The following is a 23,921-nucleotide window of genomic DNA, read 5'->3' on the forward strand; positions in this document are numbered from 1 at the left end:
CACTCCTACGGCGCGATCAGCAGCACCTTCCCCACGTGCCCGCTCTGCTCCACCACCCGGTGGGCGGCGGCCGCGTCCGGCATCGGGACGTCGCGGTCGACGACCGGGCGTACGTGCCCCTCGGCGACCAGCGGCCACACGTGCTCCCGTACGGCCGCCACGATGGCCGCCTTCTCCTCCAGCGGACGGGCGCGCAGCGAGGTCGCGCTGACGGCGGCGCGCTTGCTGAGCAGGGTGCCGATGTTCAGCTCGCCCTTGACGCCGCCCTGCATGCCGATGATCGCGAGCCGGCCGTTGACGGCGAGGGCCCGGACGTTGCGGTCCAGGTACTTGGCGCCCATGTTGTCCAGGATGACGTCGGCGCCCGCGCCGTCCGTGGCCTTCCCGACCTCCTCGACGAAGTCCTGCTCCCGGTAGTTGATCAGGATGTCGGCACCCAGCTCGGCACAGCGGTCCAGCTTCTCCCGGGTGCCCGCCGTGACGGCCACCCGGGCGCCGACGGCCTTGGCGAGCTGGATCGCCATCGTGCCGATGCCGCTGGAACCGCCGTGCACGAGGAGGGTCTCGCCGGGGCGGAGGTGGGCGACCATGAAGACGTTCGACCAGACCGTGCAGACCACCTCGGGCAGCGCCGCGGCCCGCCGCACGCCGACGCCCTCGGGGACCGGCAGCAGCTGGCCGGCCGGGACGGCCACCTTCTGGGCGTAGCCGCCGCCCCCGAGCAGCGCGCACACCTCGTCGCCGACGGCCCAGCCGGAGACGCCGGGGCCGAGCGCGGCGATCCGTCCGGAGCACTCCAGGCCGGGGTAGGGGGAGGCGCCGGGCGGCGGGTCGTAGAAGCCCTGCCGCTGCAGGATGTCGGCGCGGTTGACGGCGCTGGCCACCACCTCGACCAGGACCTCGCCCTCGCCGGGCACCGGATCGGGGACCTCGTCCCAGACCAGCGCCTCGGGACCACCGGGTTCGGGAATCGTGATCGCATACATGAGAGCGACGCTACCCCCGGCCCCCGGCCGCATCCGTCCCCCGCGACCGGTTCCGCCTCCGTACGGCCGGATCCGCCTGCGCGCCCGCTCTCCCCTTCCCGCGCCGTCCCGCGTCCCCGGTTCCGCCTGCTCCGCGTCCCCGGTTCCGCCTGCTCCGCGTCCCTGGTCCCACTCCCGTCCTACGCCCCCGGCCCCTCCCCATCGGTCCTTCGGCCGGTCCGCCGGGAAATCCCTGTGCGGGAGCGATGAGTTTGCGGGACCGTGAAGGTCTCCCCATGCGTAGCCCAAGCACGCGGAAGGACCCCGACAGCATGAGCACGCAGACGTCCGGTCTGGCGATCGAGACGGCGGGCCTGGTGAAGACGTTCGGCGAGACCCGGGCCGTCGACGGCGTCGACCTGGCCGTGCCCGCGGGCACGGTCTACGGCGTCCTCGGCCCGAACGGCGCCGGCAAGACCACCACCGTGAAGATGCTCGCCACCCTCCTGCGGCCCGACGGCGGCGAGGCCCACGTCTTCGGCCACGACGTCGTGCGCGAGGCCGACCGGGTGCGCGGCCGTGTCAGCCTCACCGGCCAGTACGCGTCCGTGGACGAGGACCTCACCGGCACCGAGAACCTGGTCCTGCTCGGCCGCCTGCTCGGCCACGGCAAGAAGGCCGCACGCGGCCGCGCCGCGCAGCTCCTGGAGGCCTTCGGACTCACGGAGGCGGCCGGCAAGCAGGTCAAGCACTACTCGGGCGGTATGCGGCGCCGTATCGACATCGCCGCGTCCATCTTCAACACCCCGGAGCTGCTGTTCCTGGACGAGCCGACCACCGGGCTCGACCCGCGCAGCCGCAACCAGGTGTGGGACATCGTGCGCGCGGTGGTCGCCCAGGGCACGACCGTGCTGCTGACCACCCAGTACCTGGACGAGGCCGACCAGCTGGCGTCCCGGATCGCCGTCATCGACCAGGGCAGGGTGATCGCCGAGGGCACCAAGGGCGAGCTGAAGGCGTCCGTCGGCGCCGGCTCCGTGCACCTGCGGGTGCGGGACGCCGCCCAGCGGCCGCTCGCCGCCGACGTGCTGCGCCGGACGCTCGGCGCGGACGTGCAGCCCGACCCCGACCCGGTGGCGCTCACCGCCCGGCTCGGTACGGCGGCCGACGCCGGCACCGCCTCCGAACAGGCCGCCCGCGCCCTCACCGAACTGGCCGGCGCCGGCGTCACCGTCGACGACTTCTCACTCGGACAGCCGAGCCTGGACGAGGTCTTCCTCGCCCTCACCGGACACGACACCCGCACCGCCGACGACCCGAAGGACGAGGTGGCGGCATGAGCACTGCGACGACCACCGGGAGCAAGGAACTCGCCCCCGTCAGCGCCGAGTCGCTCGCCGCGCTGCTGATCGCCGAGGAGCGCCCGCCGCGGCCCAGCGCCTGGTCGGCGTCCCTGACCTTCGGCTGGCGCGCGATGCTCAAGATCAAGCACGTGCCGGAGCAGCTCTTCGACGTCACCGCGTTCCCGATCATGATGGTGCTGATGTACACCTACCTGTTCGGCGGGGCGCTGGCCGGGTCGCCGAAGGAGTACATCCAGTTCCTGCTGCCGGGCATCCTGGTGATGTCGGTCGTGATGATCACGATGTACACCGGCGTCTCGGTCAACACCGACATCGAGAAGGGCGTCTTCGACCGGTTCCGCAGCCTGCCCATCTGGCGGCCGTCGACCATGGTCGGTTATCTCCTCGGCGACGCCCTGCGCTACACGATCGCGTCCGTGGTGATGCTCACCGTCGGCGTGATCCTCGGCTACCGGCCGGACGGCGGTGTGGCGGGCGTGGTCCTCGGGATCGCGCTGCTGATCGTCTTCTCGTTCGCGTTCTCCTGGATCTGGACGATGTTCGGGCTGATGCTGCGCACCGAGAAGTCGGTGATGGGCGTCAGCATGATGGTGATCTTCCCGCTCACCTTCCTGTCCAACGTCTTCGTCGACCCGAGGACCATGCCGGGCTGGCTGCAGGCGTTCGTCAACAACAGCCCGATCACCCATCTGTCGTCGGCGGTGCGCGGGCTGATGGCGGGCGACTGGCCGGCGGACGAGATCGCCTGGTCGCTGGGCTGGGCGGGCCTGCTCGTGCTGGTCTTCGGGCCGGTCACGATGCGGTTGTACAACCGCAAGTAGCGCGCGGGCGCACCCCCGCAAGCTGCCCACGGGCGCACCCCCACGGGCAGCACACGGGTACATCCCCACGGGCAGCACACGGGCGCATCACCGCGGACACAGCGCACGGGTAGGCCACCACGGGCAGTACGCGGGTCCGCCGCGGGCAGCACACGGGTCCGCCACGGGCAGCACGGCGGGGACGGGTCGCGCGCTGCCCGTGGCGAGTGGTTCAGTCGCGCGGCAGCGGGCGCATGTCGGGCGCGATCTGGGTGCCCGGCGTCGCCCGCACGATGGTGATGAGCCGGTCCGTCAATTCCAGCTTCCCGACGTCCGGATCGTCGTAACCGAGCACCCGGTGTCCGCGTATGACGCTGACCACCAGGTCGTCCGTCTCCCGTGGCGTCTTGCCCACCTCGGCCTTTATGACGGGCCGTTCGACGATGTCGAGCCCGCTGCCCTGCTGGATGAGGTCCTCCATCACCATGCCGGCGGCAGGGCTGAGCACCGACAGGCCGAGCAGCCGGCCGGCCGCGCTGGCGCTGGTGATGACCGCGTCGGCGCCGGACTGCTTCAGCAGCGGCGCGTTCTCCTCCTCGCGCACGGCGGCCACGATCTTCGCGCCGCGGTTGAGCTGCCGGGCCGTCAGCGTCACGAGCACGGCCGTGTCGTCGCGCTGGGTGGCGACGATGATCTGCCGTGCCTTGTGCACCTCGGCCCGCCGGAGGACATCGCTGCGGGTGGCGTCGCCGATGATGCCCGCGTACCCCTCGGCCGCCGCCGCGTCGATCACCTTCGAACTGGGGTCGACCACCACGACCTGGTCCTTCTTCAGCCCCGTCGCGCACACGGTCCGGATCGCCGACCGCCCCTTCGTTCCGAAGCCGATGACGACGGTGTGATCGCGCAACGTGGACCTCCAGCGGTTCAGGCGCCATTCCTCACGGGTGCGTTCGGTGAGGGCCTCGAGTGTGGTGCCGACCAGGATGATCAGGAACAGCACGCGCAGGGGCGTGACGACGAGGATGTTGACGAGCCGGGCGGCGTCGCCGGCCGGGGTGATGTCGCCGTACCCGGTGGTGGAGAGGGTGACGGTCGCGTAGTAGAAGGCGTCGAGGAGATCGACGCCGTCGCCGTTGTTGTCCTTGTAGCCGTCGCGGTCGGCGTAGACGATGGCCGCGGTCGCCACGAGGACCACCAGGGCCATGGACAGCCTCTTGGCCACCTGGCGGATCGGGTGCTCCACGATCTTTCTCGGGAGCAGCACCCGATGGGTCACGAGATGTTCGTCCGGCTGGCGGGCGATGGTGTCCTGGCGCGGAAGTTTCACGTGAAACACACCTCGATTCCCTGGGACGCCCAGGGCAGGTCGAGCAGTTCCGTCTCCTGGCCGCGTCGTGCCCCGCCCGGCGGGACGACGGCCAGGGCGTCGGCGGCCGCGATGCCGCGCAGCATGGCCGGGCCGTTGTAGTGCAGCGGCACGGCACGGTCCCCGCGCAGCACGACGGGGACGAGCCGGGTGTCGTGCGGATGCCCCTGCACCTCCTCCGCCAGCGGCATCGCGCACGGCTGCGGGGCCGGGCGCGCGGCCAGGATCCGCACCAGGGGCTCGGCCAGGGTGAGCAGGCCGGAGACGGCGGCGAGCGGGTTGCCGGGCAGGCCGACGAGATGCTGGTTCTCCTTGGTGCGGGCCAGCAGCATGGGGTGGCCGGGACGCACCTGGACGCCGTCCACGAGGAGTTCGGCCCCGATCCGGCGCAGCGTGGGGCGGACGTGGTCGACCGGGCCCGCGGCGGTGCCGCCGGTGGTGACGACGACATCGGCGTCGGAGGCCGTGAGCGCCCTGTGCAGCGCCTCGGCGTCGTCACCGATCCTGCGGACGGCGGTGACCTCGGCGCCGAGCGCCCGCAGCCAGGGCGGCAGCATCGGGCCGAGCGCGTCCCGGATCAGGCCGTCACGCGGCAGGCCCCCGGCGAGCAGCTCGTCACCGAGGACGAACACGTCGGCACGGGGGCGGGGCACGACGGTGACCGCGTCGTACCCGGCGGCCGCGGCGAGGCCCAGGACGGCCGGGGTGACCTGGGTGCCGACGGGCAGCAGCTGGTCGCCGCTGCGGCACTCCTGGCCGCGGGGGCGGGTGTCCTGGCCGGGCACCACCTCGCGGGTGGCGTGCAGGCGGCCCCGGTCGTCGACGCGACCGTGCTCGGTGCGCAGGACGGCGGTGGTGCCCGGCGGGATACGGGCGCCGGTCGCGATCCGTACGGCCGTCCCGTCGGTGAGCGGCTCCGGTTCCGCGTGCCCGGCCAGCACCCCCGCGTCGCGTACCTCCCAGGCGCCGGGGCCGGCGACCGCCCAGCCGTCCATCGCGGAGGTGTCGAAGGAGGGCAGGTCGGTGAGGGCGGTGAGGGGGGCGGCCAGGGTGAGGCCGAGGGCCGCGTCGAGGGGCACCGGGACGAGGGCGCGGCGGGCGTTCCGGGCGGCGGCACGAACGGCGCGGGCGGCGGTCTCGCGGGCCTCCGGCCAAGGGGTGGCGCGGGACCGGGCGTGCGCGGCGCGGGGGTCGCGGGCCTCGGGCCAGGAGGTGGCGCGGGCCCGGTCGTGCGGGGCGCGGGAGTCGTGGGCCGTCCGGTGTCCCCGGTGCGCGGGGGATGCGGGAGCCCGGCCGTCCGGGGCGGGGCCGTGGTCCTGCTTCACGAGAGCGAGCGCCTCCTCGGCGTCGAGGTCGTCGGCGTCCTCGTCGGTCCGGATGCCGCGGGCGGTCATCCGGCGTCCGGGCGGGTGTCGGGCGTGGCGTCGGGAGCCACGTCGGGGCGGCCTTCGGAGGGCTCCCCGCCGGCGGGTCCGGCGGCGGGCCGGGCGCCGGAGGTCTCCTCGTCCGCCCAGCGGAGGGCGAGGGCCGCGGCCTTGCGGGCGGCCTCGGCCACGGCGTCGGGCCCGCCCCCGGCCCGCGCGGCCGCGTAACCGACGAGGAAGGTGGTCAGCGGTGCCGCGGGCCTGGCCACGCCGTGGGCCGCGTCACGGGCGAGGTCGAGCAGGACTCCGGTATCGACGTCGAGGTCGATGCCGAGCTCGGCCTTGGCTGCGGAAATCCATTCATCCAACACGTGCCCATGCTCCCTGATGCGTGCCCTTGCGGTGGCGATGTCGTCCCAGGTGTCGCAGTCGAAGGACGCGACGGGGTCCGGGAGGCGGGTGAGGTCGAGCCGGGCGGTCAGCCGTCGCAGGGGAAGCCCGGCGAGGCCGCCGTGTTCGGCGGCGAGTCCGGTGAGCCGGCGGCGCAGGGACTCCGCCCGGTACGCGGCGACGAGGGGCTGGTCGCGGCCGTCGGGGTCGGTGAGCAGCACGCCGTCGGGGCCGGTGAGCGGCCTTCGGCTGGAGGTGGTGAGCGGCCCGCGGCCAGGGCCGGTGAGCGGCCCGCGGCCGGAGGTGGTGAGCGGCCCGCCGTCGTTCTCGCGGAGGGCGTCCAGCAGCCGCCGTACCGTGCCGCCGTCGAGGAAGGGCAGGTCGGCGGAGAGCACGACGACGTACGGGGCGGTGGTGCGGCGCAGCCCGGCCTCCAGCGCGGCGAGCGGACCGCCGCCGGGCGGGGTCTCGCGCGCCCACAGCACCGGGCGCGCGGTGGCCCGGGGTTCGGCGACGACCACGGTCGTGCGGGCGTCGGCGCAGGCGGTCAGCACCCGGTCGAGCAGGGACCGGCCGCCGACGCGCACGCCGGGCTTGTCCACGCCGCCGAGCCGCCGGGCGGCGCCCCCGGCGAGCACGACGGCGTCGTAGGCCTCGGCACCGGGGCCGCCCGGGGGCTCGTACGCGGTCACCCTCCGAGTATGCGGGGCGGCCCGATCACGGGGAACGCGGGGGAGCCGCCGCGCTCACAGCGTCCGCAGCAGCACCGCCGGCTGTTCCACGCAGTCCGCCACGTACCGCAGGAAACCGCCCGCCGTGCCGCCGTCGCACACCCGGTGGTCGAAGGTGAGCGACAGCTGCACGACCTGCCGCACCGCCAGCTCGCCCTCGTGCACCCAGGGCTTGGGCACGATGCGCCCGACGCCGAGCATGGCCGCCTCGGGGTGGTTGACGATCGGCGTGGAGCCGTCGACGCCGAACACCCCGTAGTTGTTCAGCGTGAAGGTCCCGCCGGTGAGGTCCGCGGGCGTCAGCGTGCCCGCCCGGGCCGCCTCGGTGAGCCGCGCGAACTCCGCGGTCAGCGACTCGGCGTCCCGCGCGTGCGCGTCCCGGACGACGGGCACGACCAGTCCCCGGTCGGTCTGCGCGGCGAAGCCCAGGTGGACGTGGTCGAACCGGACGACCTCCCGGGCCTCGGTGTCGACGGTGGAGTTCAGCTCGGGGAAGCGGGCCAGTGCGGCGGTGCAGATCCGGGCCAGCAGGGCGATCAGGGAGATCTTCGGCCCGCCGGCCGCGTTCATCGCCGTCCGCGCCCGCATCAGCTCGGTGGCGTCGGCGTCCACCCAGCAGGTCGCGTCCGGTATCTCGCGCCGGCTGCGGGAGAGCTTGTCGGCGACCGCGCCCCGGACGCCCTTGAGGGGGATGCGGACGCCGCCGGGGGAGACGGGCGCGGGGGCGGGGGACGCCGTGGCCGCCGGCGTCCGCGCCTCGCGCGCGGGCGGCTCCGCGGCGGTGGCCGGCGCCGTCGTACGGCCCTGTGCGGCGGCGGCACGCAGCGCGTACTCCACGTCCGCCCGCAGGATCAGTCCGTCGGGTCCGGAGCCGGTCAGTTCCCGCAGGTCCAGGCCGTTCTGCCGGGCCAGCCTGCGGACCAGCGGCGAGATGACGGGGACCGGGCCGTCGGCCGCCTCGGCGGCCTCCCGGGGGCCGGGCTCCGCTCCGGGGGCGGCGGCGCTCCCGTTCACCGCCGTCGGCGCCACGGCGTGCCCCGGCACGGCACCGGCGGCGGGCCGCCCGTCCGCCGCGGTCCGCGGTCCCGGCGTCGCGGGCGCCGGTTGTTGCGGCCGTACCCGCCGCCGTCGCGCGGGCGCCTGCGACGTGCCGTAGCCGACCAGCACGTTGCCCGAGCCCTGGGTGCCGGAGTCCGCCGTCGGCGCGGTGCCGGCGGGCTCCGGCGACGCGGTGCCGGCGGGCTCCGCCCGGCCGCCGTCCGGGCCGTCCGTCCCCGCGTCGCCGGCCGGCTCGCCCACCGCGACCGTCAGCAGGGGCGCCCCGACGGGCAGCTCCGTGCCCTCCTCGCCGAAGCGGGCCGTGACGACTCCGCCGTAGGGGCAGGGCACCTCGACCATCGCCTTGGCCGTCTCGACCTCGACGACCGGCTGGTCGACGGCGACGACGTCCCCGACCTGCACCAGCCAGCGCACGATCTCCGCCTCGGTGAGTCCTTCACCGAGATCGGGGAGCTTGAACTCCAGCACCTGTGCCATCAGCTCTCGGCCTCCCACTGCAGACGCCCCACGGCGTCGAGGATCCGGTCCACACCGGGCAGGTGGTGGCGCTCCAGCATCGGCGGCGGATACGGGATGTCGAACCCGGCCACACGCAGCACCGGCGCCTCCAGGTGGTGGAAGCAGCGCTCCGTGACCCGGGCCGCGATCTCCCCGCCCGGACCCCCGAAGGAACCCGACTCGTGGACGACGACCGCGCGTCCCGTCCGCCGCACCGAGGCGCACACCGTCTCGTCGTCGAACGGCACCAGGGAGCGCAGATCGACGACTTCGAGGTCCCAGCCCTCGGCCCGGGCCGCCTCGGCCGCCTCCATGCAGACGGGTACGGACGGCCCGTACGTGATGAGCGTGGCGCTCCGCCCTGAGCGCCGCACCACCGCGCGGCCTATCGGTTCAACGGGCGTGGGCTCCTCGGGGTTCCAGGCGTCCTTCGACCAGTACAGCCGCTTGGGCTCCAGGAAGACGACCGGGTCGTCGGAGGCGATGGCGGCGCGCAGCAGCCCGTAGGCGTCGGCGACGGTCGCGGGCGTGACGACATGGAGCCCCGGAGTCGCCATGTAGTACGCCTCGGAGGAGTCGCTGTGGTGCTCGACGCCGCCGATGCCGCCGCCGTAGGGGACGCGGACGGTCAGCGGCATCGGCATCCTGCCGCGCGTGCGGTTGCGCATCCGGGCCACGTGGCTGACCAGCTGCTCGAACGCGGGGTAGGCGAACGCGTCGAACTGCATCTCCACGACCGGCCTGAGGCCGTACATCGCCATGCCGACGGCCGTGCCGAGGATGCCCGCCTCGGCGAGCGGCGTGTCCGTGCAGCGGTGCTCGCCGAACTCCGCGGCGAGCCCGTCCGTCACCCGGAAGACGCCGCCGAGGGTGCCGACGTCCTCGCCCAGGACGTGGACACCCGGGTCGGCGGCCATCGCGTCGCGCAGCGCGCGCGTGAGCGCCTGTGCCATGGTGGCCGGCTTGACGGCGACGGTGGTCATCGGCGCGCCCCCTCCGACTCGGCCTCCGCCTCCAGCTCGGCCCGCAACTGCTCGCGCTGCTCCCCGAGCTGGGCGGTCGGCTCGGCGTACACATGGGTGAACAGGTCCATGGGGTCGAGCGCCGGGTCCTGGTTCATGCGCTCGCGCAGGGCGGCGGCGAAGTCCTCGGCGTCCTGCCGCGCGGCCCGGACGCCGGCCTCGTCGAGCAGGCCCCGTCCGGTCAGCTCCCGCTCCAGCAGCAGGATCGGGTCGTGCGCGCGCCAGGCCTCGATCTCGGCGTCACCGCGGTAGCGGGTCGCGTCGTCGGCGTTGGTGTGGGCGTCGACGCGGTAGGTGACCGCCTCGACGAGGGTGGGGCCGCCGCCCCCGCGCGCGTGCCGCACGGCGTCGCCGAGCACCTCGTGCACGGCGGCGGCGTCGTTGCCGTCGACCAGGCGGCCGGGCATGCCGTAGCCGACGGCCTTGTGGGCCAGGGACGGGGCCGCGGTCTGCTTGGCGAGCGGGACGGAGATCGCGAAGCCGTTGTTCTGGACCAGGAAGACCACGGGGGCCTGCCACACGGCGGCGAAGTTCAGCGCCTCGTGGAAGTCGCCCTCGCTGGTGCCGCCGTCACCGACCATCGCCAGCGCCACCACGTCGTCGCCCTTGAGGCGGGCCGCGTGCGCGAGGCCGACGGCGTGCGGGAGCTGGGTGGCGAGCGGGGTGCACAGGGGGGCGACGCGGTGCTCGTGGGGGTCGTAGCCGGTGTGCCAGTCGCCGCGCAGCAGGGTCAGCGCCGCCACGGGGTCGACGCCGCGGACGACGGCGGCGAGCGTGTCGCGGTAGCTGGGGAAGAGCCAGTCCCGCTCCCCCAGGACCAGCGCGGCGGCGACCTCGCAGGCCTCCTGGCCGGTGCTGGAGGGGTAGACCGCGAGCCGGCCCTGCTTGGTCAGGGCCGTGGCCTGCGTGTTGTAGCGACGGCCGCGGACCAGCTGGGCGTAGAGCGTGCGCAGCAGTTCGGGATCGGCCTCGGCGGCCGCCGGCGTGCCGAGGACCCGGTACGGCTCCGCGTCGGGCAGCAGCGGCGCGGGATCGGTGCGGGGCTGCCAGGCGGGCGGCGGCGCCGGCCGATACGCACCTCGCTGCTCCATGACCGTCATGACGGCACCTCCTCGTGGGAGCGGCTTTGCGGCGCGTCACGGGTGTGACGCGCCTCACCTACCGATTGTTCGGTCGACGGCACATTTTGGCTACAGGCACCACCGGGCTGTGGACAAACGGTTCTGCACAGCCTGGGATGAACGCAGCACGTCCATGGTAGGGAGGCGGGGGGACATGGCATCTGAACGAATGGCCGAAGGTGCCGCGGGCTCGGGGGACACCGGCCCCCCGCCGCCGCCCCGCCCGCTGGACGCCATCGACCAGGACATCCTGCGCATCCTCCAGGCGGACGGGCGCGCCTCGATACGGTCGGTCGCCGAGCGGGTGCACGTCTCGCGCGCGAACGCCTACGCGCGGATCAACCGGCTCGTCGAGGACGGTGTGATCCGCGGCTTCGGCGCCCGCGTCGACCACGAACGCGCCGGGCAGGGCACCTCGGCCTACGTCACCCTGAAGATCGTCCAGAACTCCTGGCGCACGGTGCGCGAACGGCTCAGACAGCTCCCCGGCGCCTCGCACATCGCCCTGGTGGGCGGCGACTTCGACGTCCTGCTGCTGGTGCACACGCCCGACAACCGGGCCCTGCGCGAACTGGTGCTCACCCGGCTCCAGGCCATCCCCGAGGTGCTCAGCACCCGCACGCTGCTGGTGTTCGAGGAGGAGGACCTGGAGCCCCAGGGGTGACGGCCTCCGGCGTCAGCCCTCGCGGAGCCCGGAGAACACCAGCCGCACCACGGCCTCGGCCACCTCGCGCTCCCCCATGCCGCGCCCGTCCGGCCGGTACCACTCGACGATCGAGTTGACCATGCCGAACACCAGCCGCGTGGCCAGCCGCACCTCCACGTCCCCGCGGATGTCCCCGTCGGCGGCGGCCTCCTTCATCAGCCCGGCCACCCGGTGGTCGAACTCCCGCCTGCGCTCCAGGGCCCACCGCTCGGTGTCCGTGTTGCCGCGCACCCGCAGCAGCAGCGTGACGTAGGGCAGTTCGGCGATGAGCACCTCGACCATGCGCCGCACGACGTGCTCCAGGCGCCCGGCGGCCCGCCCCACGCGCGCGGGCTCCTCGTCGAGGATCCCGAAGAGCCCGTCCAGGGCCCGGCTCACGGCCCGGCGCAGCAGTTCCTCCTTGCCCGTGACGTGGTGGTAGATCGACGACTTGGAGATGCCGGCCGCCCTGGAGAGGTGCTCCATGGAGGTGCCGTCGTAGCCGCGCTCGTTGAAGACCCGCACGGCGACGGACAGCAGCGTCTCCGGCGTGTACGTGTCGCGCCTGGCCGTGGTCATGAGGAACTGCCCTCCCGCTTGTCGGAGGCGTGCGCGTGGCGGTAGAGCGCCAGGGACGGCGCGTAGCGCCCCGAGGGGTCGCGCAGGTGCAGGTCGTCGAGGAGGCCGTACGCCCAGTCGCGGCTGAGGCGGCGGCTCCACTCGAAGGGGCCGAGCGGGTAGTTGACGCCCAGGCGCATCGCGGTGTCGATGTCCTCCTCGGTGGCCACGCCCTTGGCGACGGCGTCGTACGCGAGGTCGACGATCCGCGCGACCGTGCGGGCGACGATCATGCCGGGGACGTCACCGATGACGCTGACCTTCTTGCCGAGCGCCTGGAACAGGCCGATGGCGTCGAAGAGCGTCCGCGGGGAGGTGTCCTGGGAAGCGGACAGGGCGATGCGGGTGGCCTTGCGGTAGTCGAGGGCGAGGTCGAAGTGGACGACGTCCTGGAACTCCACGGAGGTCTGCCCGTCGGCGAGGACCAGATGGCCGCCGCCGGGCAGCACCAGCCGGGTGCCGTTGTCCTCGTCCTCCTCGCGGACCCGGACGCCCGCCTCGCGGATCATCGGCAGCAGTTCCGAGGCCGGGCCCAGGTCGCCCTCGGCGACGACGTGGGCGGGCGGTTCGCACCGCTCCGCGGTGTGCGGCTCGGGGCGTTCGGCGCCGTCGCGGTAGTCGTACCAGCCCTGGCCGGTCTTGCGGCCGAGGCGGCCGGACTCCACCAGGCGGCGCTGGGCGAGCGACGGCGCGAACCGCGCGTCCTGGAAGAACGACCGCCACACGGAGTGCGTGACGGACTCGTTGACGTCCTGCCCGATCAGGTCGGTCAGCTCGAAGGCGCCCATCCGGAAGCCGCCCGACTCGCGCAGCACGGCGTCGATGGTGGCGGGGTCGGCGGCATGGGCCTCGTACACCGCGAAGGCCTCGGCGTAGAAGGGCCGCGCGATGCGGTTGACGATGAATCCGGGCGTGTCGGCGCAGGCGACCGGGGTCTTGCCCCAGGCGCGGGCCGTCTCGTACGCGCGGGTGGCCGAGGAGACGTCGGTGGCGAACCCGGAGACCACCTCGACCAGGGGCATCAGCGGCGCGGGGTTGAAGAAGTGCAGGCCGACGAGGCGGCCCGGATGGGCGAGGGCGCCGCCGACGGCGGTGACGGACAGGGAGGAGGTGTTGGTGGCGAGCAGGCAGTCCTCGGCGACGACGCCCTCCAGCTCCCGGAACAGCTCCTGCTTGACGTCGAGCCGTTCGAGCACCGCCTCGACGACCAGGGAGCAGTCCGCGAGCCCGGCGAGGTCCTCCACGGGGCGCAGCCGGGCCCGGGCCGCGTCCCGGGCGGCGCCGGTGAGCCGGTCCTTCTCGACGAGCCGGTCGAGGCGGGCGCCGATCGCCGCGGCCGCTTCCCGGGCGCGTCCGGGGACGGCGTCGTACAGCCGTACGGGGTGGCCCGCGACCAGCGCGACCTGGGCGATGCCCTGGCCCATGGTGCCGGTGCCGACGACGGCCACGGGGCTGCTGAGGTCGAGTGCTGTCATGTGCGCGATCCTCCCGCACGAGGTTGTCCACAGATGCGGCGGACCCCCTTGTCCCGACCGATCGTTCGGTTACTCTAACCCTGTCCGCCCGTCCGTCGCCCGCCGCTTCCCGGAACGAGGCGCCCCGCGCCCCGCCTTCCGGCCATCCCACCCAGGTTTCCGCCAGGCCACGAGCTCGACGAGGAGCTCTTGAGACGAGGAGTTGGTCACCCATGACCGCCGCACTCACGGCGCACGAGCTGATCGCCCGGCACCGGCCCACCCTCGACCAGGCGCTGGAAGCGATCCGCACGCGCGCGTACTGGTCCCCCCACCCCGAGCACCCCAAGGCCTACGGCGAGCACGGCAGCCTGGACGCGGCAGCGGGCAAGGCCGCCTTCGAGGCCCTCCTGGGCACCCGCCTCGACCTCGGCCAGCCCGGCACGGACGACTGGGTGGGCGACGAGGTCTCCCCGTACGGCGTCGAGCTGGGGGTGACCTACCCGCACGCGGACGTCGACGTGCTGCTGCCCGCCATGAGGGCCGGCCAGAGGGCGTGGCGGGACGCGGGCCCGGAGACGCGCGCGCTGGTCTGCCTGGAGATCCTCAAACGGATCAGCGACCGCACGCACGAGTTCGCGCACGCGGTGATGCACACCTCCGGCCAGGCGTTCATGATGGCGTTCCAGGCGGGCGGCCCGCACGCCCAGGACCGCGGCCTGGAGGCGGTGGCCTACGCGTACGCGGAACAGGTCCGCACGCCCGGCACCGCCGAGTGGACCAAGCCCCAGGGCAGGCGAGACCCGCTCGCGCTGACCAAGACGTTCACGCCGGTCCCGCGCGGCATCGGCCTGGTGATCGGCTGCAACACCTTCCCCACGTGGAACGGCTACCCGGGCCTGTTCGCCTCCCTCGCCACCGGCAACGCGGTGCTGGTCAAGCCCCACCCGCGCGCGGTGCTGCCGCTCGCGCTCACGGTGCGCGTCGCCCGCGAGGTGCTCGCCGGGACGGGCTTCGACCCGAACCTGGTGGCGCTGGCCGCCGAGCGCCCCGGCGAGGGCATCGCCCGAACCCTCGCCACGCGCCCGGAGATCCGGATCATCGACTACACGGGCTCGACGTCCTTCGGCGACTGGCTGGAGGCCAACGCCCGCCAGGCGCAGGTCTACACGGAGAAGGCCGGCGTCAACACGGTGATCGTGGAGTCGACCGGCGACTACCGCGGCATGCTCGCCAACCTGGCGTTCTCCCTGTCGCTGTACAGCGGCCAGATGTGCACCACGCCGCAGAACCTGCTGATCCCCAGGGACGGCGTCTCCACCGACGAGGGCCCGAAGTCCTACGACGAGGTGGTCGCCGACCTGGCCCGCGCGGTGGAGGGCCTGCTCGGCGACGACGCACGCGCGAACGCCCTGCTGGGCGCCATCGTCAACCCGGACGTCAAGGCCCGTCTGGAGGCCGCGGCGAGCCTCGGCGAGGTCGCCCTGGCCTCGCGGGAGGTGACCAACCCGGAGTTCCCGGACGCGGTCGTCCGCACGCCCGTGATCGTGAAGCTGGACGGCGCCAAGCCGGAGGACGAGGCCGTCTGCATGAGCGAGTGCTTCGGACCGGTCTCCTTCGCCGTGGCGGTCGACTCCGCCGCGCACGCGGTGGAGCTGCTGCGGCGCAGCATCCGGGAGAAGGGCGCGATGACGGTCGGCGCCTACACCACCGACGCCGGGGTCGAGCAGGCGGTCGAGGAGGTCTGCCTGGAGGAGGCCGCCCAGCTGTCCCTCAACCTCACCGGCGGGGTGTACGTCAACCAGACGGCCGCCTTCTCCGACTTCCACGGCTCGGGCGGCAACCCGGCCGCCAACGCCGCCCTGTGCGACGGCGCGTTCGTGGCGAACCGGTTCCGGGTGGTGGAGGTGCGCCGGGAGGCCTAACGCGGGTGCGGTGCGCCCCCGGTGGCGCTCCAGTGGTACAGCGTCATGGCCACACTGGTCGCGAGGTTGTAGCTGGAGACCTGGGGCCGCATCGGCAGCGCCACCAGGTGATCGGCACGCGCGCGCAGCGCCCGGGACAGCCCGCTGCGCTCCGAACCGAAGGCGAGCAGCGCCTCGTCCGGCAGCTTCAGCCCCCGGATGTCCTCGCCCTCCGGGTCGAGGGCGAAGACCGGGCCCGGCGGCAGTTCGTCCACGTCCAGCCGCTCCACGGCGGTCGCGAAGTGCAGCCCCGCCCCGCCGCGCACGACCGTGGGGTGCCACGGGTCGAGCGTGCCGGTGGTGACCACGCCGGTCGCCCCGAAACCGGCGGCCAGCCGGATCACGGCGCCCGCGTTGCCCAGGTTGCGCGGGTTGTCGAGGACCACCACGGGCGCGGTGCGGGGCAGGTGCGCCAGCCTGCCGAGGTGGGCCGCGCGCGGGGGGCGTACCGCCAGGGCGGCGACCGCGGTGGGGTGCGGGCGCGGCACCAGGCTCCGGTACGTCGCCGTCGGGACCTCGGCCAGGAGCGCGTCCAGCGCGTCCCGCACGTCCGGGGCCAGTTCGTCGGCGAGGGCGAGAGCGGCCCGGCGGTCGTCGGTGACCGCCACCGGCACCTCGGCGCCGAAACGCACCGCGTGCTTGAGGGCGTGGAAGCCGTCGAGCAGCACGGAGGCGTCGGCGAGCCGGCGCCAGACGCGTACGGGATCGGTCATGACGTGAAGCCTACGTGCGGATGCCCGGTGTCCTTCGGGGTGTGCCGCCGGGGCGCCGGTGCCCGGCCCCGGCCCGGGATCAGCACTCCCCCCGCGCGCGCCGCCCAGCCGCCCAGGCGGCGCAGGAACGACGTCGGCAGGAAGACCGCGTCGGCCGCGATCATCGCCAGCGAGAAGAACGGCAGCCCGAGCACCACGGCGATCGCCGCGTGCTCGGTGATCATGGCGGCCAGCAGGACGTTCTTCACCCGCCGGTTGAACAGGGTGAACGGGAAGGCGACCTGGACGACGACCGTGCCGTACGTCACGAGCATCACCACCGTGCCGCTGGCGGACAGCAGGTCGGCGAGCGCGGGCCAGGGCGAGAAGGAGTCGAGGTGCAGGGGGTAGTAGACGGCGGTGCCGTCCTGCCAGCGCGAGCCCTGGACCTTGTACCAGCCGGCGGTCGCGTAGATCAGGCAGGTCTCGGCCATGATCACCAGCAGTGCGCCGTTGTGCACGATGTTGGCCACGACGTCGAGCAGGAGCCGCGGCTCGGCGATCCCGGCGCGGCGCCCGGCCAGCCACCACAGGCCCTGCCCGAGCCACACCGTCCACAGCAGCGCCGGCACGAACCGGTCGCCGTCCATCCGGCCCGTCAGGGTCACCGCGACCAGCGCGACGCCGAGCACGCACCACAGGACGGGCCCGGTCCGGTCGACGACCCGTTCGCCACGCGCGCGTGCCCGAGCCGCCCGCCGCCCCCGGCGGGCGTCCAGCGACCACACCTGGCCGCAGCGCGTGAAGACCAGGTAGACGCACATCAGGTGCAGGACGTTGTCGCCGCCGTCCCCCACGAAGACGCTGCGGTTCTGCAGCGAGAGCACGCCCACCATGAAGAGCACCGACAGGGTGCGGGTGCGCCAGCCCAGTAACAGCAGCGCGGCGGCCAGCGCGGCCAGCGCGTAGACGGCCTCGAACCAGAGCCGGCCGCCGGACCACATCAGGGCGGTGAAGGCGCCGTTCGCCGCGATCAGCTGCTCGGCGAGCTCCCGGCTCCAGGGACCGTCGGGTCCGTACAGCTCCTGGCGGTGGGGGAACTCGCGCAGCAGGAACAGCAGCCAGGTCGCGCTGAAGCCGATGCGGATCACCGCGGTCTGGTACGGGCCGAGGGCGGCCTCGGTGGCCCGGGCGATGCCGCGTGAGACCGCCAGGGCGACGCGGTTCACCCGGCACCCCCCTCGGCCTCGCCCGCCGGCACCGGCCACCAGGACAGCGTCCGGTACACCGGCCGGCCCGGGACCCGCTCCCGGCTCCATGCGGGCGGCGGCACGGGGGTGGTGCGGGAGCGGACCTGGACGCGGTCGACGACGCCGCCCGGCCCGGCCGCGGCCACGCGGTCCAGGCGCAGCACCACCAGGCGGCGCAGATACGTCTCGGCCAGGGCGCCGCGCAGGCCCACCGGGCGGTTGTCGCCGTCGTGCGTGGCGACGAAGACGTCCCAGGCGCGGCGCAGCTGGTTCTGCTGGGTGTGGCTCGGCAGCGGATTGCCGTCGACGGCCCGCCCGTCCTGGGCGGACAGGTCGTACCAGCCCGTCGTGCGCACCCCGCCGTCCGCCGTCCGCACCTCGGCGCGGACCTGTACGGCGATGTTCTGCTGCAGCGGGTTCGGCGCGAAGAGCTTCCAGTTCTGCTCGAACTCCGGGTAGATCCAGTCGTCGATCGCGGCGCCGTGCCGCTTGCTGACCGTGTTCGGCGGAGCGACGTGCAGGAACGTCATGCCGAGATGCACACAGACCACGCCCGCGACGACCGCGAGCGCCAGCGCGGCGACCATCCGGCAGCGCAGGGAGAGCGCGGCGACGCCGGTGCGGGGCCCGGCGAGCGGGGCGAGGACGGGGAGCGCGGGGTCGTGCGGTGCCCTGGGCGCGGGGGGCCGGACGCCCTCGGGCCGGACGGAGCCGCCCGGCCCGTCCGGGCCGTGCCGGGCGTTCGAGCCCGTGTCGTACGCGTCCATTCCGCCCGTTCCCGATCCCGGTCCGCCGTGTCGCCCGCCCACCCGTCCGCGGGGCCCGTGCCGCCCGCGCGCACCGCTGCGCGGCACTCGAACGGGAACGGTACTCAGGACCGCCCGCCCGGACACAACCCCGGGCGGACCCGCCTCGTGTGGCCGTCGCCACATCGCCGCCGCGGACCGCCGCGGCCGCGCCGCCGTCCGGGCGGCCCCGCGGACCGTCCACAGCGGTTGACACCTCCCGGCCCCCGGCTCACCATGGAGTCACATCAACCGAACGATCGGTCGGGAGGGTGTTCCCGGCAGAGCCCAGGGCGAGGGGGACCGCATGGCGACAGCAGCCGCGCAGCAGACGGCCGGGGCCGGCACCACGGCGTACGGCACCCCGGACGGCGCCGACGACACCGCCGCGTACCAGCGCGCCTTCGACGCCGCCGTGGCCGCCGACGAGCGCATCGAGCCGCGCGACTGGATGCCCGACGCCTACCGCGCGACGCTCGTCCGGCAGATCGCCCAGCACGCGCACTCCGAGATCATCGGCATGCAGCCGGAGGCCAACTGGATCACGCGCGCGCCCTCCCTGCGCCGCAAGGCCATCCTGATGGCGAAGGTCCAGGACGAGGCGGGGCACGGCCTGTACCTGTACGGCGCCGCCGAAACCCTGGGCGTCAGCCGCGACGAGCTGCTCGACAAGCTCCACTCGGGCCGCCAGAAGTATTCCTCGATTTTCAATTACCCCACCCTGACCTGGGCGGACGTCGGCGCGATCGGCTGGCTGGTGGACGGCGCCGCGATCACCAACCAGGTCCCCCTGTGCCGCTGCTCGTACGGCCCGTACGCCCGCGCGATGGTCCGCATCTGCAAGGAGGAGTCCTTCCACCAGCGCCAGGGGTACGAGCTGCTGCTCGCCCTCAGCCGCGGCACGCCCGAACAGCACGCCATGGCGCAGGACGCGGTGAACCGCTGGTGGTGGCCGTCCCTGATGATGTTCGGCCCGCCCGACGACGCCTCACAGCACTCGGCCCAGTCGATGGCCTGGAAGATCAAGCGGCACTCGAACGACGAGCTGCGCCAGCGCTTCGTCGACATCTGCGTCCCGCAGGCCGAGTCCCTCGGCCTCACCCTCCCCGACCCGGACCTGAAGTGGAACGAGGAGCGCGGGCACTACGACTTCGGCCCGATCGACTGGACGGAGTTCCGGGAGGTCCTCAAGGGCAACGGCCCCTGCAACGAACAGCGGCTGACCCAGCGCAGGCGGGCCCACGAGGAGGGCGCCTGGGTCAGGGAGGCGGCCGCGGCGTACGCGGCCAGACACACCGGCGGGGACTCCGGCGAGCGCGAGGAGGCGCGGGCATGAGCACCACCGACTGGCCCCTGTGGGAGGTCTTCGTGCGGTCACGCCGCGGCCTGTCCCACACCCACGCCGGCAGCCTGCACGCGCCGGACGCGGAGCTGGCCCTGCGCAACGCCCGCGACCTGTACACCCGGCGCGGCGAAGGCGTGTCGATCTGGGTCGTCCCGTCGTCGGCGATCACGGCGTCCTCGCCGGACGAGAAGGACCCGTTCTTCGAACCGGCCGCCGACAAGCCGTACCGGCACCCGACGTTCTACGAGATCCCGGAAGGGGTGCGGCACCTGTGACGGCACCGGAGACGACCGCCGTCCCCACGGCGGCGGCCCTGGCCCTCGGCGACGACGCCCTGGTGCTCTCCCACCGCCTCGCGCAGTGGGCGGGTCACGCCCCCGCCCTGGAGGAGGAGGTCGCCCTCACCAACATCGCCCTCGACCTGCTCGGCCAGGCCCGGGTGCTGCTGTCCATGGCCGGTGACGAGGACGAGCTGGCGTATCTGCGCGAGGAGCGCGCCTTCCGCAACCTCCAGCTCGTCGAGCAGCCGAACGGCGACTTCGCCCACACCATCGCCCGCCAGCTGTACTTCTCGGCCTACCAGCAGCTGCTGTACGCCGAACTGGCCGCCGGCCAGGGCCCCTTCGCGCCCCTGGCCGCGAAGGCCGTCAAGGAGGTCGCCTACCACCGCGACCACGCCGAGCAGTGGACCCTGCGCCTCGGCGACGGCACGGACGTCAGCCATGAGCGGATGCAACGCGCGTGCGCGGCGCTGTGGCGGTACACCGGCGAGATGTTCCAGCCGGTGGAGGGCCTCGACGCCGACTGGGCGGGGATGGAGACGGCCTGGCTGGAGACGGTCGGGGACGTACTGCGCCGGGCCACGCTGACGGTGCCCGAGGGGCCGCGCTCGGGAGCGTGGTCGGCAGGGGCGGGCCGGCAGGGCCTGCACACCGAGCCCTTCGGGCGGATGCTCGCCGAGATGCAGCACCTGCACCGCAGCCACCCGGGAGCGTCATGGTGACGGCCACGACACCGCTGGAGGCGGAACTCCTTCAGCTCGCCGGGTCGGTGCCCGACCCCGAACTGCCCGTGCTGACCCTGCGCGAACTGGGTGTGCTGCGCGCGGTGCACGTCCACGGCACGGACACGGCCGAGGTGGAGCTGACCCCGACCTACACCGGCTGCCCGGCGATCGAGGCGATGTCCCTCGACATAGAGCGGGTACTGCGCCGGCACGGCATGCGGCAGGTCACGGTCCGCACGGTGCTCACACCCGCCTGGTCGACGGACGACATCACCGACGAGGGGCGGCGCAAACTGCGGGAGCACGGCATAGCCCCGCCGCGCGCCCGGCGGGCGGCCGGCCCGGTCCCCGTGACACTGGGCCCGCCCCGCACGCTCCCGGCGGCCGCGCGGAAACCCGGCCCCGCCGGGACGCCCGTGGCCACCGGCCCGGTCCGCTGCCCGCACTGCGGCTCCTGCGACACCGAGCTGCTCAGCCGCTTCTCGTCCACCGCCTGCAAGGCACTGCGGCGCTGCCTGTCGTGCCGTGAGCCGTTCGACCACTTCAAGGAGTTGTGATGGCCCGCTTCCACCGGCTCCGGGTGGCCGCGGTCGACCGGCTCACCGACGACTCCGTGGCCCTCACCCTCGCCGTGCCCCCACACCTGCGCGAGGAGTACCGGCACGCTCCGGGCCAGCACCTCGCCCTGCGCCGCACGGCCGACGGGCGGGAGATACGGCGCACCTACTCGATCTGCTCCCCCGCGCCGGACGACGAGGGACCCCGGGAACTGCGGGTGGGCGTGCGGCTGGTCGAGGGCGGGGCCTTCTCCACGTACGCCCTGAAGGAGATCGACGCCGGTGACGAACTGGAGGTGATGACCCCGGCCGGCCGCTTCACGTTGGAGCCCGCGCCCGGCCGGTACGCCGCGATCGTCGGCGGCAGCGGCATCACCCCGGTGCTGTCGATCGTCTCGACCCTGCTGGCGCGCGAGCCCGGGGCCCGGTTCTGCCTGATACGCAGCGACCGTACGTCCGCCTCGACGATGTTCCTGGAAGAGGTCGCCGACCTGAAGGACCGCTACCCGGAGCGGCTGCAGCTGGTCACCGTCCTCTCCCGCGAGGAGCAGCAGGCGGGGCTGCCGTCCGGCCGGCTGGACCGGGAGCGGCTGACCGGGCTGCTTCCGTCGCTGCTGCCGGTGGAGCGGGTGGACGGATGGTTCCTGTGCGGGCCGTTCGGGCTGGTCCAGGAGGCCGAGCGGGCGCTGCGCGGACTCGGTGTGCCGCGCACCCGCATCCACGAGGAGATCTTCCACGTGGACGCCGGCACGGCCTCCCCGTCCCCGTCCCCGGCTCCCGCCCACAGCACGGTGACCGCCCGTCTCGACGGCCGCGGCGGGACCTGGCCGGTACGGGAGGGCGAGTCGCTCCTGGCGACGGTGCTGCGCAACCGGCCCGACGCGCCCTACGCCTGCAAGGGCGGGGTGTGCGGCACGTGCCGGGCCTTCCTGGTCTCGGGCGAGGTACGGATGGACCGCAACTTCGCGCTGGAACCGGAGGAGACGGAGGCCGGATACGTGCTCGCCTGCCAGTCGCATCCGGTGACGGAGAAGGTGGAGCTGGACTTCGACAGGTGAGGACCGCGCCGCACCGGCACACCGGACGTCCCGGACGCCCGGAGCCCGGAGCCCCTCCCGCACCTCCGGGACCCCTTCCGGACGCCCGAGCATCCTTCCGGGCGTCTGGGAGCCCCCTTGCAAAGACGCCGTTTCCGCTGTGGGCGCGCACCGTCCCCGAAGGGCCCGTCGCCCGCCTGATCCCGGTTGCCGGAGGGCCCGCTGTCACTCGAGCACGGCCGTAAGCGCACGAGGACCTCTTGGACGACCCGGTGGCGGCGCTCCCTCCGAGTGCCTCCCGGCCCGGCCGGCGGAACACGCCCACCGAGCCGACCGCAGGGGACAGACCCGTCGGTCCGGCCGGCGGAACACGCCCACCGGGCCGGCCACCGGCAACGGACCCGCCGGGGCGGCCGGCGGGGAAGGGCCGTCCTAGAGGACGTATCCCGGTTCGCCCTCGTCGTTCACGACGGGGCGGCCCTTTGCTGCCCACACCTGCATGCCGCCGTCGACGTTCACCGCGTCGATGCCCTGCTGGAGCAGGTACATCGTGACCTGCGCCGACCGGCCGCCGGAGCGGCAGATCACATGGACCCGGCCGTCCTGCGGTGCCGCCTCGGTCAGCTCCCCGTACCGGGCCACGAACTCGCTGATGGGGATGTGCAGCGCTCCTTCGGCGTGACCCGCCTGCCATTCGTCGTCCTCACGGACGTCCAGCAGGAAGTCGCCGTCCTTGAGGTCCGCGACCTCGACCGTGGGCACACCAGCTCCGAAACTCATGCCTTCGACGCTACCCGACCTGCCCGGCGCACCGTCCGCCCCACCACCACGGGCCGACGCCGGCACCGCCCGCGGCGTTCGGAACCGCCCGGCGCCCCGGGGCCGGTTCGTCCCGAGCGCGCCGGAGGCCGCCCCGGCGGCAGCGCCGGAGGCCACCGCGCTCACACCTGTCCCAGCACCGCCGCCAGCTCGGACTCCCGCTCCGTGATCTGTGCCTTCAGCTGTTCGGCGATCTCGTCCAGCAGGCCGTCGGGGTCGTCCGGAGCCAGCCGGAGCATCGCGCCGATCGCGCTCTCCTCCAGCTCCTTCGCCACCAGCGTCAGCAGTTCCTTGCGCTGGGCGAGCCATTCGAGGCGGGCGTAGAGCTCCTCGGCGCGGCTCGGGCCCCGCCGCAGCTGCGGTCCGGCGGCCCACTCCTCGGCCAGCTCCCGCAGCTCCTTCTCGTCCCCGCGCGCGTAGGCGGCGTTGACCCGGGTGATGAACTCCTCGCGCCGCTTGCGCTCGCCCTCCTCCTGCGCCAGATCCGGATGGGCCTTGCGGGCCAGCTCGCGGTAGAGCTTGCGGGCCTCCTCGCTGGGCCGCACCCGCTGCGGAGGCCGTACCGCCTGGTCCGTGAGCATCGCCGTGGCCTCGGGGAACAGCCCGCTGCCGTCCATCCAGCCGTGCAGCAGTTCCTCGACACCGGGGATCGGCATCAGCCGGGCCCGCGCCTCGTCCGCCCGGCGCCGGTCCTCGGGGTCACCGGTGCGGGCGGCCCTGGCCTCCAGGATCTGGGCGTCCAGCTCCTCCAGCCGCGCGTACATCGGGCCGAGTCTCTGTTCGTGCAACCGGGAGAAGTTCTCGACCTCCACGCGGAAGGTCTCCACCGCGATCTCGTACTCGATGAGTGCCCGCTCGGCGGTCCGAACGGCCTGCTCCAGCCGTTCCTCGGGCCGTGCGCCGCTCTGGGGCGTCACCCGCTCCTCACCGGCGCCGCCACCACCCTGCTCAGCTTCCGGGGTCGTCACCCGACCAGCGTAGGCCACGGGACCGCCGTGCTCGGCTCGCACCGGGGGCCGGGAGGTC

Annotated in this window: 23 protein-coding genes; 9 read left to right on the forward strand and 14 right to left on the reverse strand. The window is 74.0% G+C overall.

The window, feature by feature from the left end; genetic code table 11:
* Positions 1 to 5: 5 nt before the first annotated feature.
* Positions 6 to 986, reverse strand: a complete 981-nt coding sequence (locus ABD363_RS06465; protein WP_344600516.1) for an NAD(P)H-quinone oxidoreductase — start codon at positions 984 to 986, stop codon at positions 6 to 8.
* Between the two features lie 311 nt (positions 987 to 1,297).
* On the opposite strand from ABD363_RS06465, the gene ABD363_RS06470 reads away from it, so the two are divergent.
* Positions 1,298 to 2,305 (forward strand): ATP-binding cassette domain-containing protein, encoded by a 1,008-nt coding sequence (locus ABD363_RS06470; RefSeq protein WP_344600518.1) that lies wholly within the window; start codon positions 1,298 to 1,300, stop codon positions 2,303 to 2,305.
* Positions 2,302 to 3,150 (forward strand): ABC transporter permease, encoded by an 849-nt coding sequence (locus ABD363_RS06475; protein ID WP_344600520.1) that lies wholly within the window; start codon positions 2,302 to 2,304, stop codon positions 3,148 to 3,150. The genes ABD363_RS06470 and ABD363_RS06475 overlap by 4 nt, the downstream gene beginning before the upstream one ends.
* Before the next feature lie 211 nt (positions 3,151 to 3,361).
* Here the strand turns inward: ABD363_RS06475 and ABD363_RS06480 are convergent, their stop codons facing one another.
* The 6 genes from ABD363_RS06480 to pdhA are packed head-to-tail and all read right to left on the reverse strand — an operon-like array spanning position 3,362 to position 10,662.
* Complete coding sequence (locus ABD363_RS06480; RefSeq protein WP_344600522.1) at positions 3,362 to 4,459, reverse strand: potassium channel family protein; 1,098 nt, start codon at positions 4,457 to 4,459, stop codon at positions 3,362 to 3,364.
* Positions 4,456 to 5,892, reverse strand: a complete 1,437-nt coding sequence (locus tag ABD363_RS06485; RefSeq protein ID WP_344600524.1) for a molybdopterin molybdotransferase MoeA — start codon at positions 5,890 to 5,892, stop codon at positions 4,456 to 4,458. The genes ABD363_RS06480 and ABD363_RS06485 overlap by 4 nt, the downstream gene beginning before the upstream one ends.
* Complete coding sequence (locus ABD363_RS06490) at positions 5,889 to 6,944, reverse strand: DUF6457 domain-containing protein (protein WP_344600526.1); 1,056 nt, start codon at positions 6,942 to 6,944, stop codon at positions 5,889 to 5,891. The genes ABD363_RS06485 and ABD363_RS06490 overlap by 4 nt, the downstream gene beginning before the upstream one ends.
* A 54-nt stretch (positions 6,945 to 6,998) precedes the next feature.
* Positions 6,999 to 8,519: a dihydrolipoamide acetyltransferase family protein gene (locus ABD363_RS06495; RefSeq protein ID WP_344600528.1), complete on the reverse strand. Its 1,521-nt coding sequence runs from the start codon at positions 8,517 to 8,519 to the stop codon at positions 6,999 to 7,001.
* Positions 8,519 to 9,523: an alpha-ketoacid dehydrogenase subunit beta gene (locus tag ABD363_RS06500; protein WP_344600530.1), complete on the reverse strand. Its 1,005-nt coding sequence runs from the start codon at positions 9,521 to 9,523 to the stop codon at positions 8,519 to 8,521. The genes ABD363_RS06495 and ABD363_RS06500 overlap by 1 nt, the downstream gene beginning before the upstream one ends.
* On the reverse strand, positions 9,520 to 10,662 hold the full coding sequence (gene pdhA / locus ABD363_RS06505; protein WP_344600532.1) for a pyruvate dehydrogenase (acetyl-transferring) E1 component subunit alpha: 1,143 nt from the start codon (positions 10,660 to 10,662) through the stop codon (positions 9,520 to 9,522). The genes ABD363_RS06500 and pdhA overlap by 4 nt, the downstream gene beginning before the upstream one ends.
* Positions 10,663 to 10,837: 175 nt before the next feature.
* Between pdhA and ABD363_RS06510 the strand changes: the two genes are divergently transcribed.
* Positions 10,838 to 11,347, forward strand: a complete 510-nt coding sequence (locus ABD363_RS06510; protein ID WP_344600534.1) for an Lrp/AsnC family transcriptional regulator — start codon at positions 10,838 to 10,840, stop codon at positions 11,345 to 11,347.
* 12 nt (positions 11,348 to 11,359) lie between these two features.
* Here ABD363_RS06510 and ABD363_RS06515 read toward each other — a convergent pair whose 3' ends face one another.
* Together ABD363_RS06515 and ABD363_RS06520 are read right to left on the reverse strand one after the other, a co-directional pair.
* Complete coding sequence (locus ABD363_RS06515) at positions 11,360 to 11,947, reverse strand: TetR/AcrR family transcriptional regulator (RefSeq protein WP_344600536.1); 588 nt, start codon at positions 11,945 to 11,947, stop codon at positions 11,360 to 11,362.
* Positions 11,944 to 13,461 (reverse strand): 3-hydroxyacyl-CoA dehydrogenase, encoded by a 1,518-nt coding sequence (locus ABD363_RS06520; RefSeq protein WP_344600538.1) that lies wholly within the window; start codon positions 13,459 to 13,461, stop codon positions 11,944 to 11,946. Before ABD363_RS06520 ends, ABD363_RS06515 begins: the two co-directional genes overlap by 4 nt.
* 212 nt (positions 13,462 to 13,673) lie before the next feature.
* On the opposite strand from ABD363_RS06520, the gene paaN reads away from it, so the two are divergent.
* On the forward strand, positions 13,674 to 15,365 hold the full coding sequence (gene paaN, locus ABD363_RS06525) for a phenylacetic acid degradation protein PaaN (RefSeq protein ID WP_344600540.1): 1,692 nt from the start codon (positions 13,674 to 13,676) through the stop codon (positions 15,363 to 15,365).
* Here the strand turns inward: paaN and ABD363_RS06530 are convergent.
* Genes ABD363_RS06530 through ABD363_RS06540 form a run of 3 tightly spaced genes read right to left on the reverse strand, consistent with a single transcriptional unit; the run spans position 15,362 to position 18,113 of the window.
* Positions 15,362 to 16,117 (reverse strand): TrmH family RNA methyltransferase, encoded by a 756-nt coding sequence (locus ABD363_RS06530; RefSeq protein ID WP_344600542.1) that lies wholly within the window; start codon positions 16,115 to 16,117, stop codon positions 15,362 to 15,364. The genes paaN and ABD363_RS06530 overlap by 4 nt on opposite strands.
* Positions 16,114 to 17,325 carry an HTTM domain-containing protein gene (locus tag ABD363_RS06535; protein ID WP_344600544.1) on the reverse strand — a complete coding sequence of 404 codons (1,212 nt, stop codon included), beginning with the start codon at positions 17,323 to 17,325 and terminating at the stop codon, positions 16,114 to 16,116. The genes ABD363_RS06530 and ABD363_RS06535 overlap by 4 nt, the downstream gene beginning before the upstream one ends.
* Positions 17,322 to 18,113 (reverse strand): DUF5819 family protein, encoded by a 792-nt coding sequence (locus tag ABD363_RS06540; RefSeq protein ID WP_344600546.1) that lies wholly within the window; start codon positions 18,111 to 18,113, stop codon positions 17,322 to 17,324. Before ABD363_RS06540 ends, ABD363_RS06535 begins: the two co-directional genes overlap by 4 nt.
* Positions 18,114 to 18,438: 325 nt before the next feature.
* Here ABD363_RS06540 and paaA point away from each other — a divergent pair, with 325 nt between their 5' ends.
* Genes paaA through paaE form a run of 5 tightly spaced genes read left to right on the forward strand, consistent with a single transcriptional unit; the run spans position 18,439 to position 22,097 of the window.
* Positions 18,439 to 19,467, forward strand: a complete 1,029-nt coding sequence (gene paaA / locus ABD363_RS06545) for a 1,2-phenylacetyl-CoA epoxidase subunit PaaA (protein WP_344600548.1) — start codon at positions 18,439 to 18,441, stop codon at positions 19,465 to 19,467.
* Positions 19,464 to 19,751 (forward strand): 1,2-phenylacetyl-CoA epoxidase subunit PaaB, encoded by a 288-nt coding sequence (gene paaB / locus ABD363_RS06550; protein WP_344600550.1) that lies wholly within the window; start codon positions 19,464 to 19,466, stop codon positions 19,749 to 19,751. The genes paaA and paaB overlap by 4 nt, the downstream gene beginning before the upstream one ends.
* Positions 19,748 to 20,479, forward strand: a complete 732-nt coding sequence (gene paaC, locus ABD363_RS06555) for a 1,2-phenylacetyl-CoA epoxidase subunit PaaC (protein WP_344600552.1) — start codon at positions 19,748 to 19,750, stop codon at positions 20,477 to 20,479. Before paaB ends, paaC begins: the two co-directional genes overlap by 4 nt.
* Positions 20,473 to 21,039, forward strand: coding sequence for a 1,2-phenylacetyl-CoA epoxidase subunit PaaD (gene paaD / locus ABD363_RS06560; RefSeq protein ID WP_344600554.1), 567 nt, complete (start codon positions 20,473 to 20,475; stop codon positions 21,037 to 21,039). Before paaC ends, paaD begins: the two co-directional genes overlap by 7 nt.
* Positions 21,039 to 22,097, forward strand: coding sequence for a 1,2-phenylacetyl-CoA epoxidase subunit PaaE (gene paaE / locus ABD363_RS06565; RefSeq protein WP_344600556.1), 1,059 nt, complete (start codon positions 21,039 to 21,041; stop codon positions 22,095 to 22,097). The genes paaD and paaE overlap by 1 nt, the downstream gene beginning before the upstream one ends.
* Before the next feature lie 411 nt (positions 22,098 to 22,508).
* Here the strand turns inward: paaE and ABD363_RS06570 are convergent, their stop codons facing one another.
* Both ABD363_RS06570 and ABD363_RS06575 read right to left on the reverse strand, forming a co-directional pair.
* Positions 22,509 to 22,838, reverse strand: a complete 330-nt coding sequence (locus tag ABD363_RS06570; RefSeq protein ID WP_344600802.1) for a rhodanese-like domain-containing protein — start codon at positions 22,836 to 22,838, stop codon at positions 22,509 to 22,511.
* Positions 22,839 to 23,017: 179 nt separating this feature from the next.
* The gene (locus ABD363_RS06575) at positions 23,018 to 23,863 is read right to left on the reverse strand and encodes a hypothetical protein (protein WP_425577945.1); all 846 of its coding nucleotides are present in this window, start codon (positions 23,861 to 23,863) and stop codon (positions 23,018 to 23,020) included.
* Positions 23,864 to 23,921 lie beyond the last annotated feature (58 nt).

This window comes from Streptomyces glaucus (assembly GCF_039533365.1).
In the GTDB taxonomy this organism is placed as follows: Bacteria; Actinomycetota; Actinomycetes; order Streptomycetales; family Streptomycetaceae; genus Streptomyces; species Streptomyces glaucus.

What these genes read in the sequence shown, in the direction of transcription:
- ABD363_RS06470 (WP_344600518.1), top strand. Translation starts at nt 1,298, where the DNA reads ATGAGCACGCAGACGTCCGGTCTGGCGATCGAGACGGCGGGCCTGGTG.
- ABD363_RS06520 (WP_344600538.1), bottom strand. Translation starts at nt 13,461, where the DNA reads ATGACAGCACTCGACCTCAGCAGCCCCGTGGCCGTCGTCGGCACCGGC.
- paaD (WP_344600554.1), top strand. Translation starts at nt 20,473, where the DNA reads ATGGTGACGGCCACGACACCGCTGGAGGCGGAACTCCTTCAGCTCGCC.
- ABD363_RS06510 (WP_344600534.1), top strand. Translation starts at nt 10,838, where the DNA reads ATGGCATCTGAACGAATGGCCGAAGGTGCCGCGGGCTCGGGGGACACC.
- paaA (WP_344600548.1), top strand. Translation starts at nt 18,439, where the DNA reads ATGGCGACAGCAGCCGCGCAGCAGACGGCCGGGGCCGGCACCACGGCG.
- pdhA (WP_344600532.1), bottom strand. Translation starts at nt 10,662, where the DNA reads ATGACGGTCATGGAGCAGCGAGGTGCGTATCGGCCGGCGCCGCCGCCC.
- ABD363_RS06475 (WP_344600520.1), top strand. Translation starts at nt 2,302, where the DNA reads ATGAGCACTGCGACGACCACCGGGAGCAAGGAACTCGCCCCCGTCAGC.
- ABD363_RS06530 (WP_344600542.1), bottom strand. Translation starts at nt 16,117, where the DNA reads ATGACCGATCCCGTACGCGTCTGGCGCCGGCTCGCCGACGCCTCCGTG.
- ABD363_RS06485 (WP_344600524.1), bottom strand. Translation starts at nt 5,892, where the DNA reads ATGACCGCCCGCGGCATCCGGACCGACGAGGACGCCGACGACCTCGAC.
- ABD363_RS06500 (WP_344600530.1), bottom strand. Translation starts at nt 9,523, where the DNA reads ATGACCACCGTCGCCGTCAAGCCGGCCACCATGGCACAGGCGCTCACG.
- paaE (WP_344600556.1), top strand. Translation starts at nt 21,039, where the DNA reads ATGGCCCGCTTCCACCGGCTCCGGGTGGCCGCGGTCGACCGGCTCACC.
- ABD363_RS06540 (WP_344600546.1), bottom strand. Translation starts at nt 18,113, where the DNA reads ATGGACGCGTACGACACGGGCTCGAACGCCCGGCACGGCCCGGACGGG.
- paaN (WP_344600540.1), top strand. Translation starts at nt 13,674, where the DNA reads ATGACCGCCGCACTCACGGCGCACGAGCTGATCGCCCGGCACCGGCCC.
- ABD363_RS06465 (WP_344600516.1), bottom strand. Translation starts at nt 986, where the DNA reads ATGTATGCGATCACGATTCCCGAACCCGGTGGTCCCGAGGCGCTGGTC.
- paaB (WP_344600550.1), top strand. Translation starts at nt 19,464, where the DNA reads ATGAGCACCACCGACTGGCCCCTGTGGGAGGTCTTCGTGCGGTCACGC.
- ABD363_RS06515 (WP_344600536.1), bottom strand. Translation starts at nt 11,947, where the DNA reads ATGACCACGGCCAGGCGCGACACGTACACGCCGGAGACGCTGCTGTCC.
- ABD363_RS06495 (WP_344600528.1), bottom strand. Translation starts at nt 8,519, where the DNA reads ATGGCACAGGTGCTGGAGTTCAAGCTCCCCGATCTCGGTGAAGGACTC.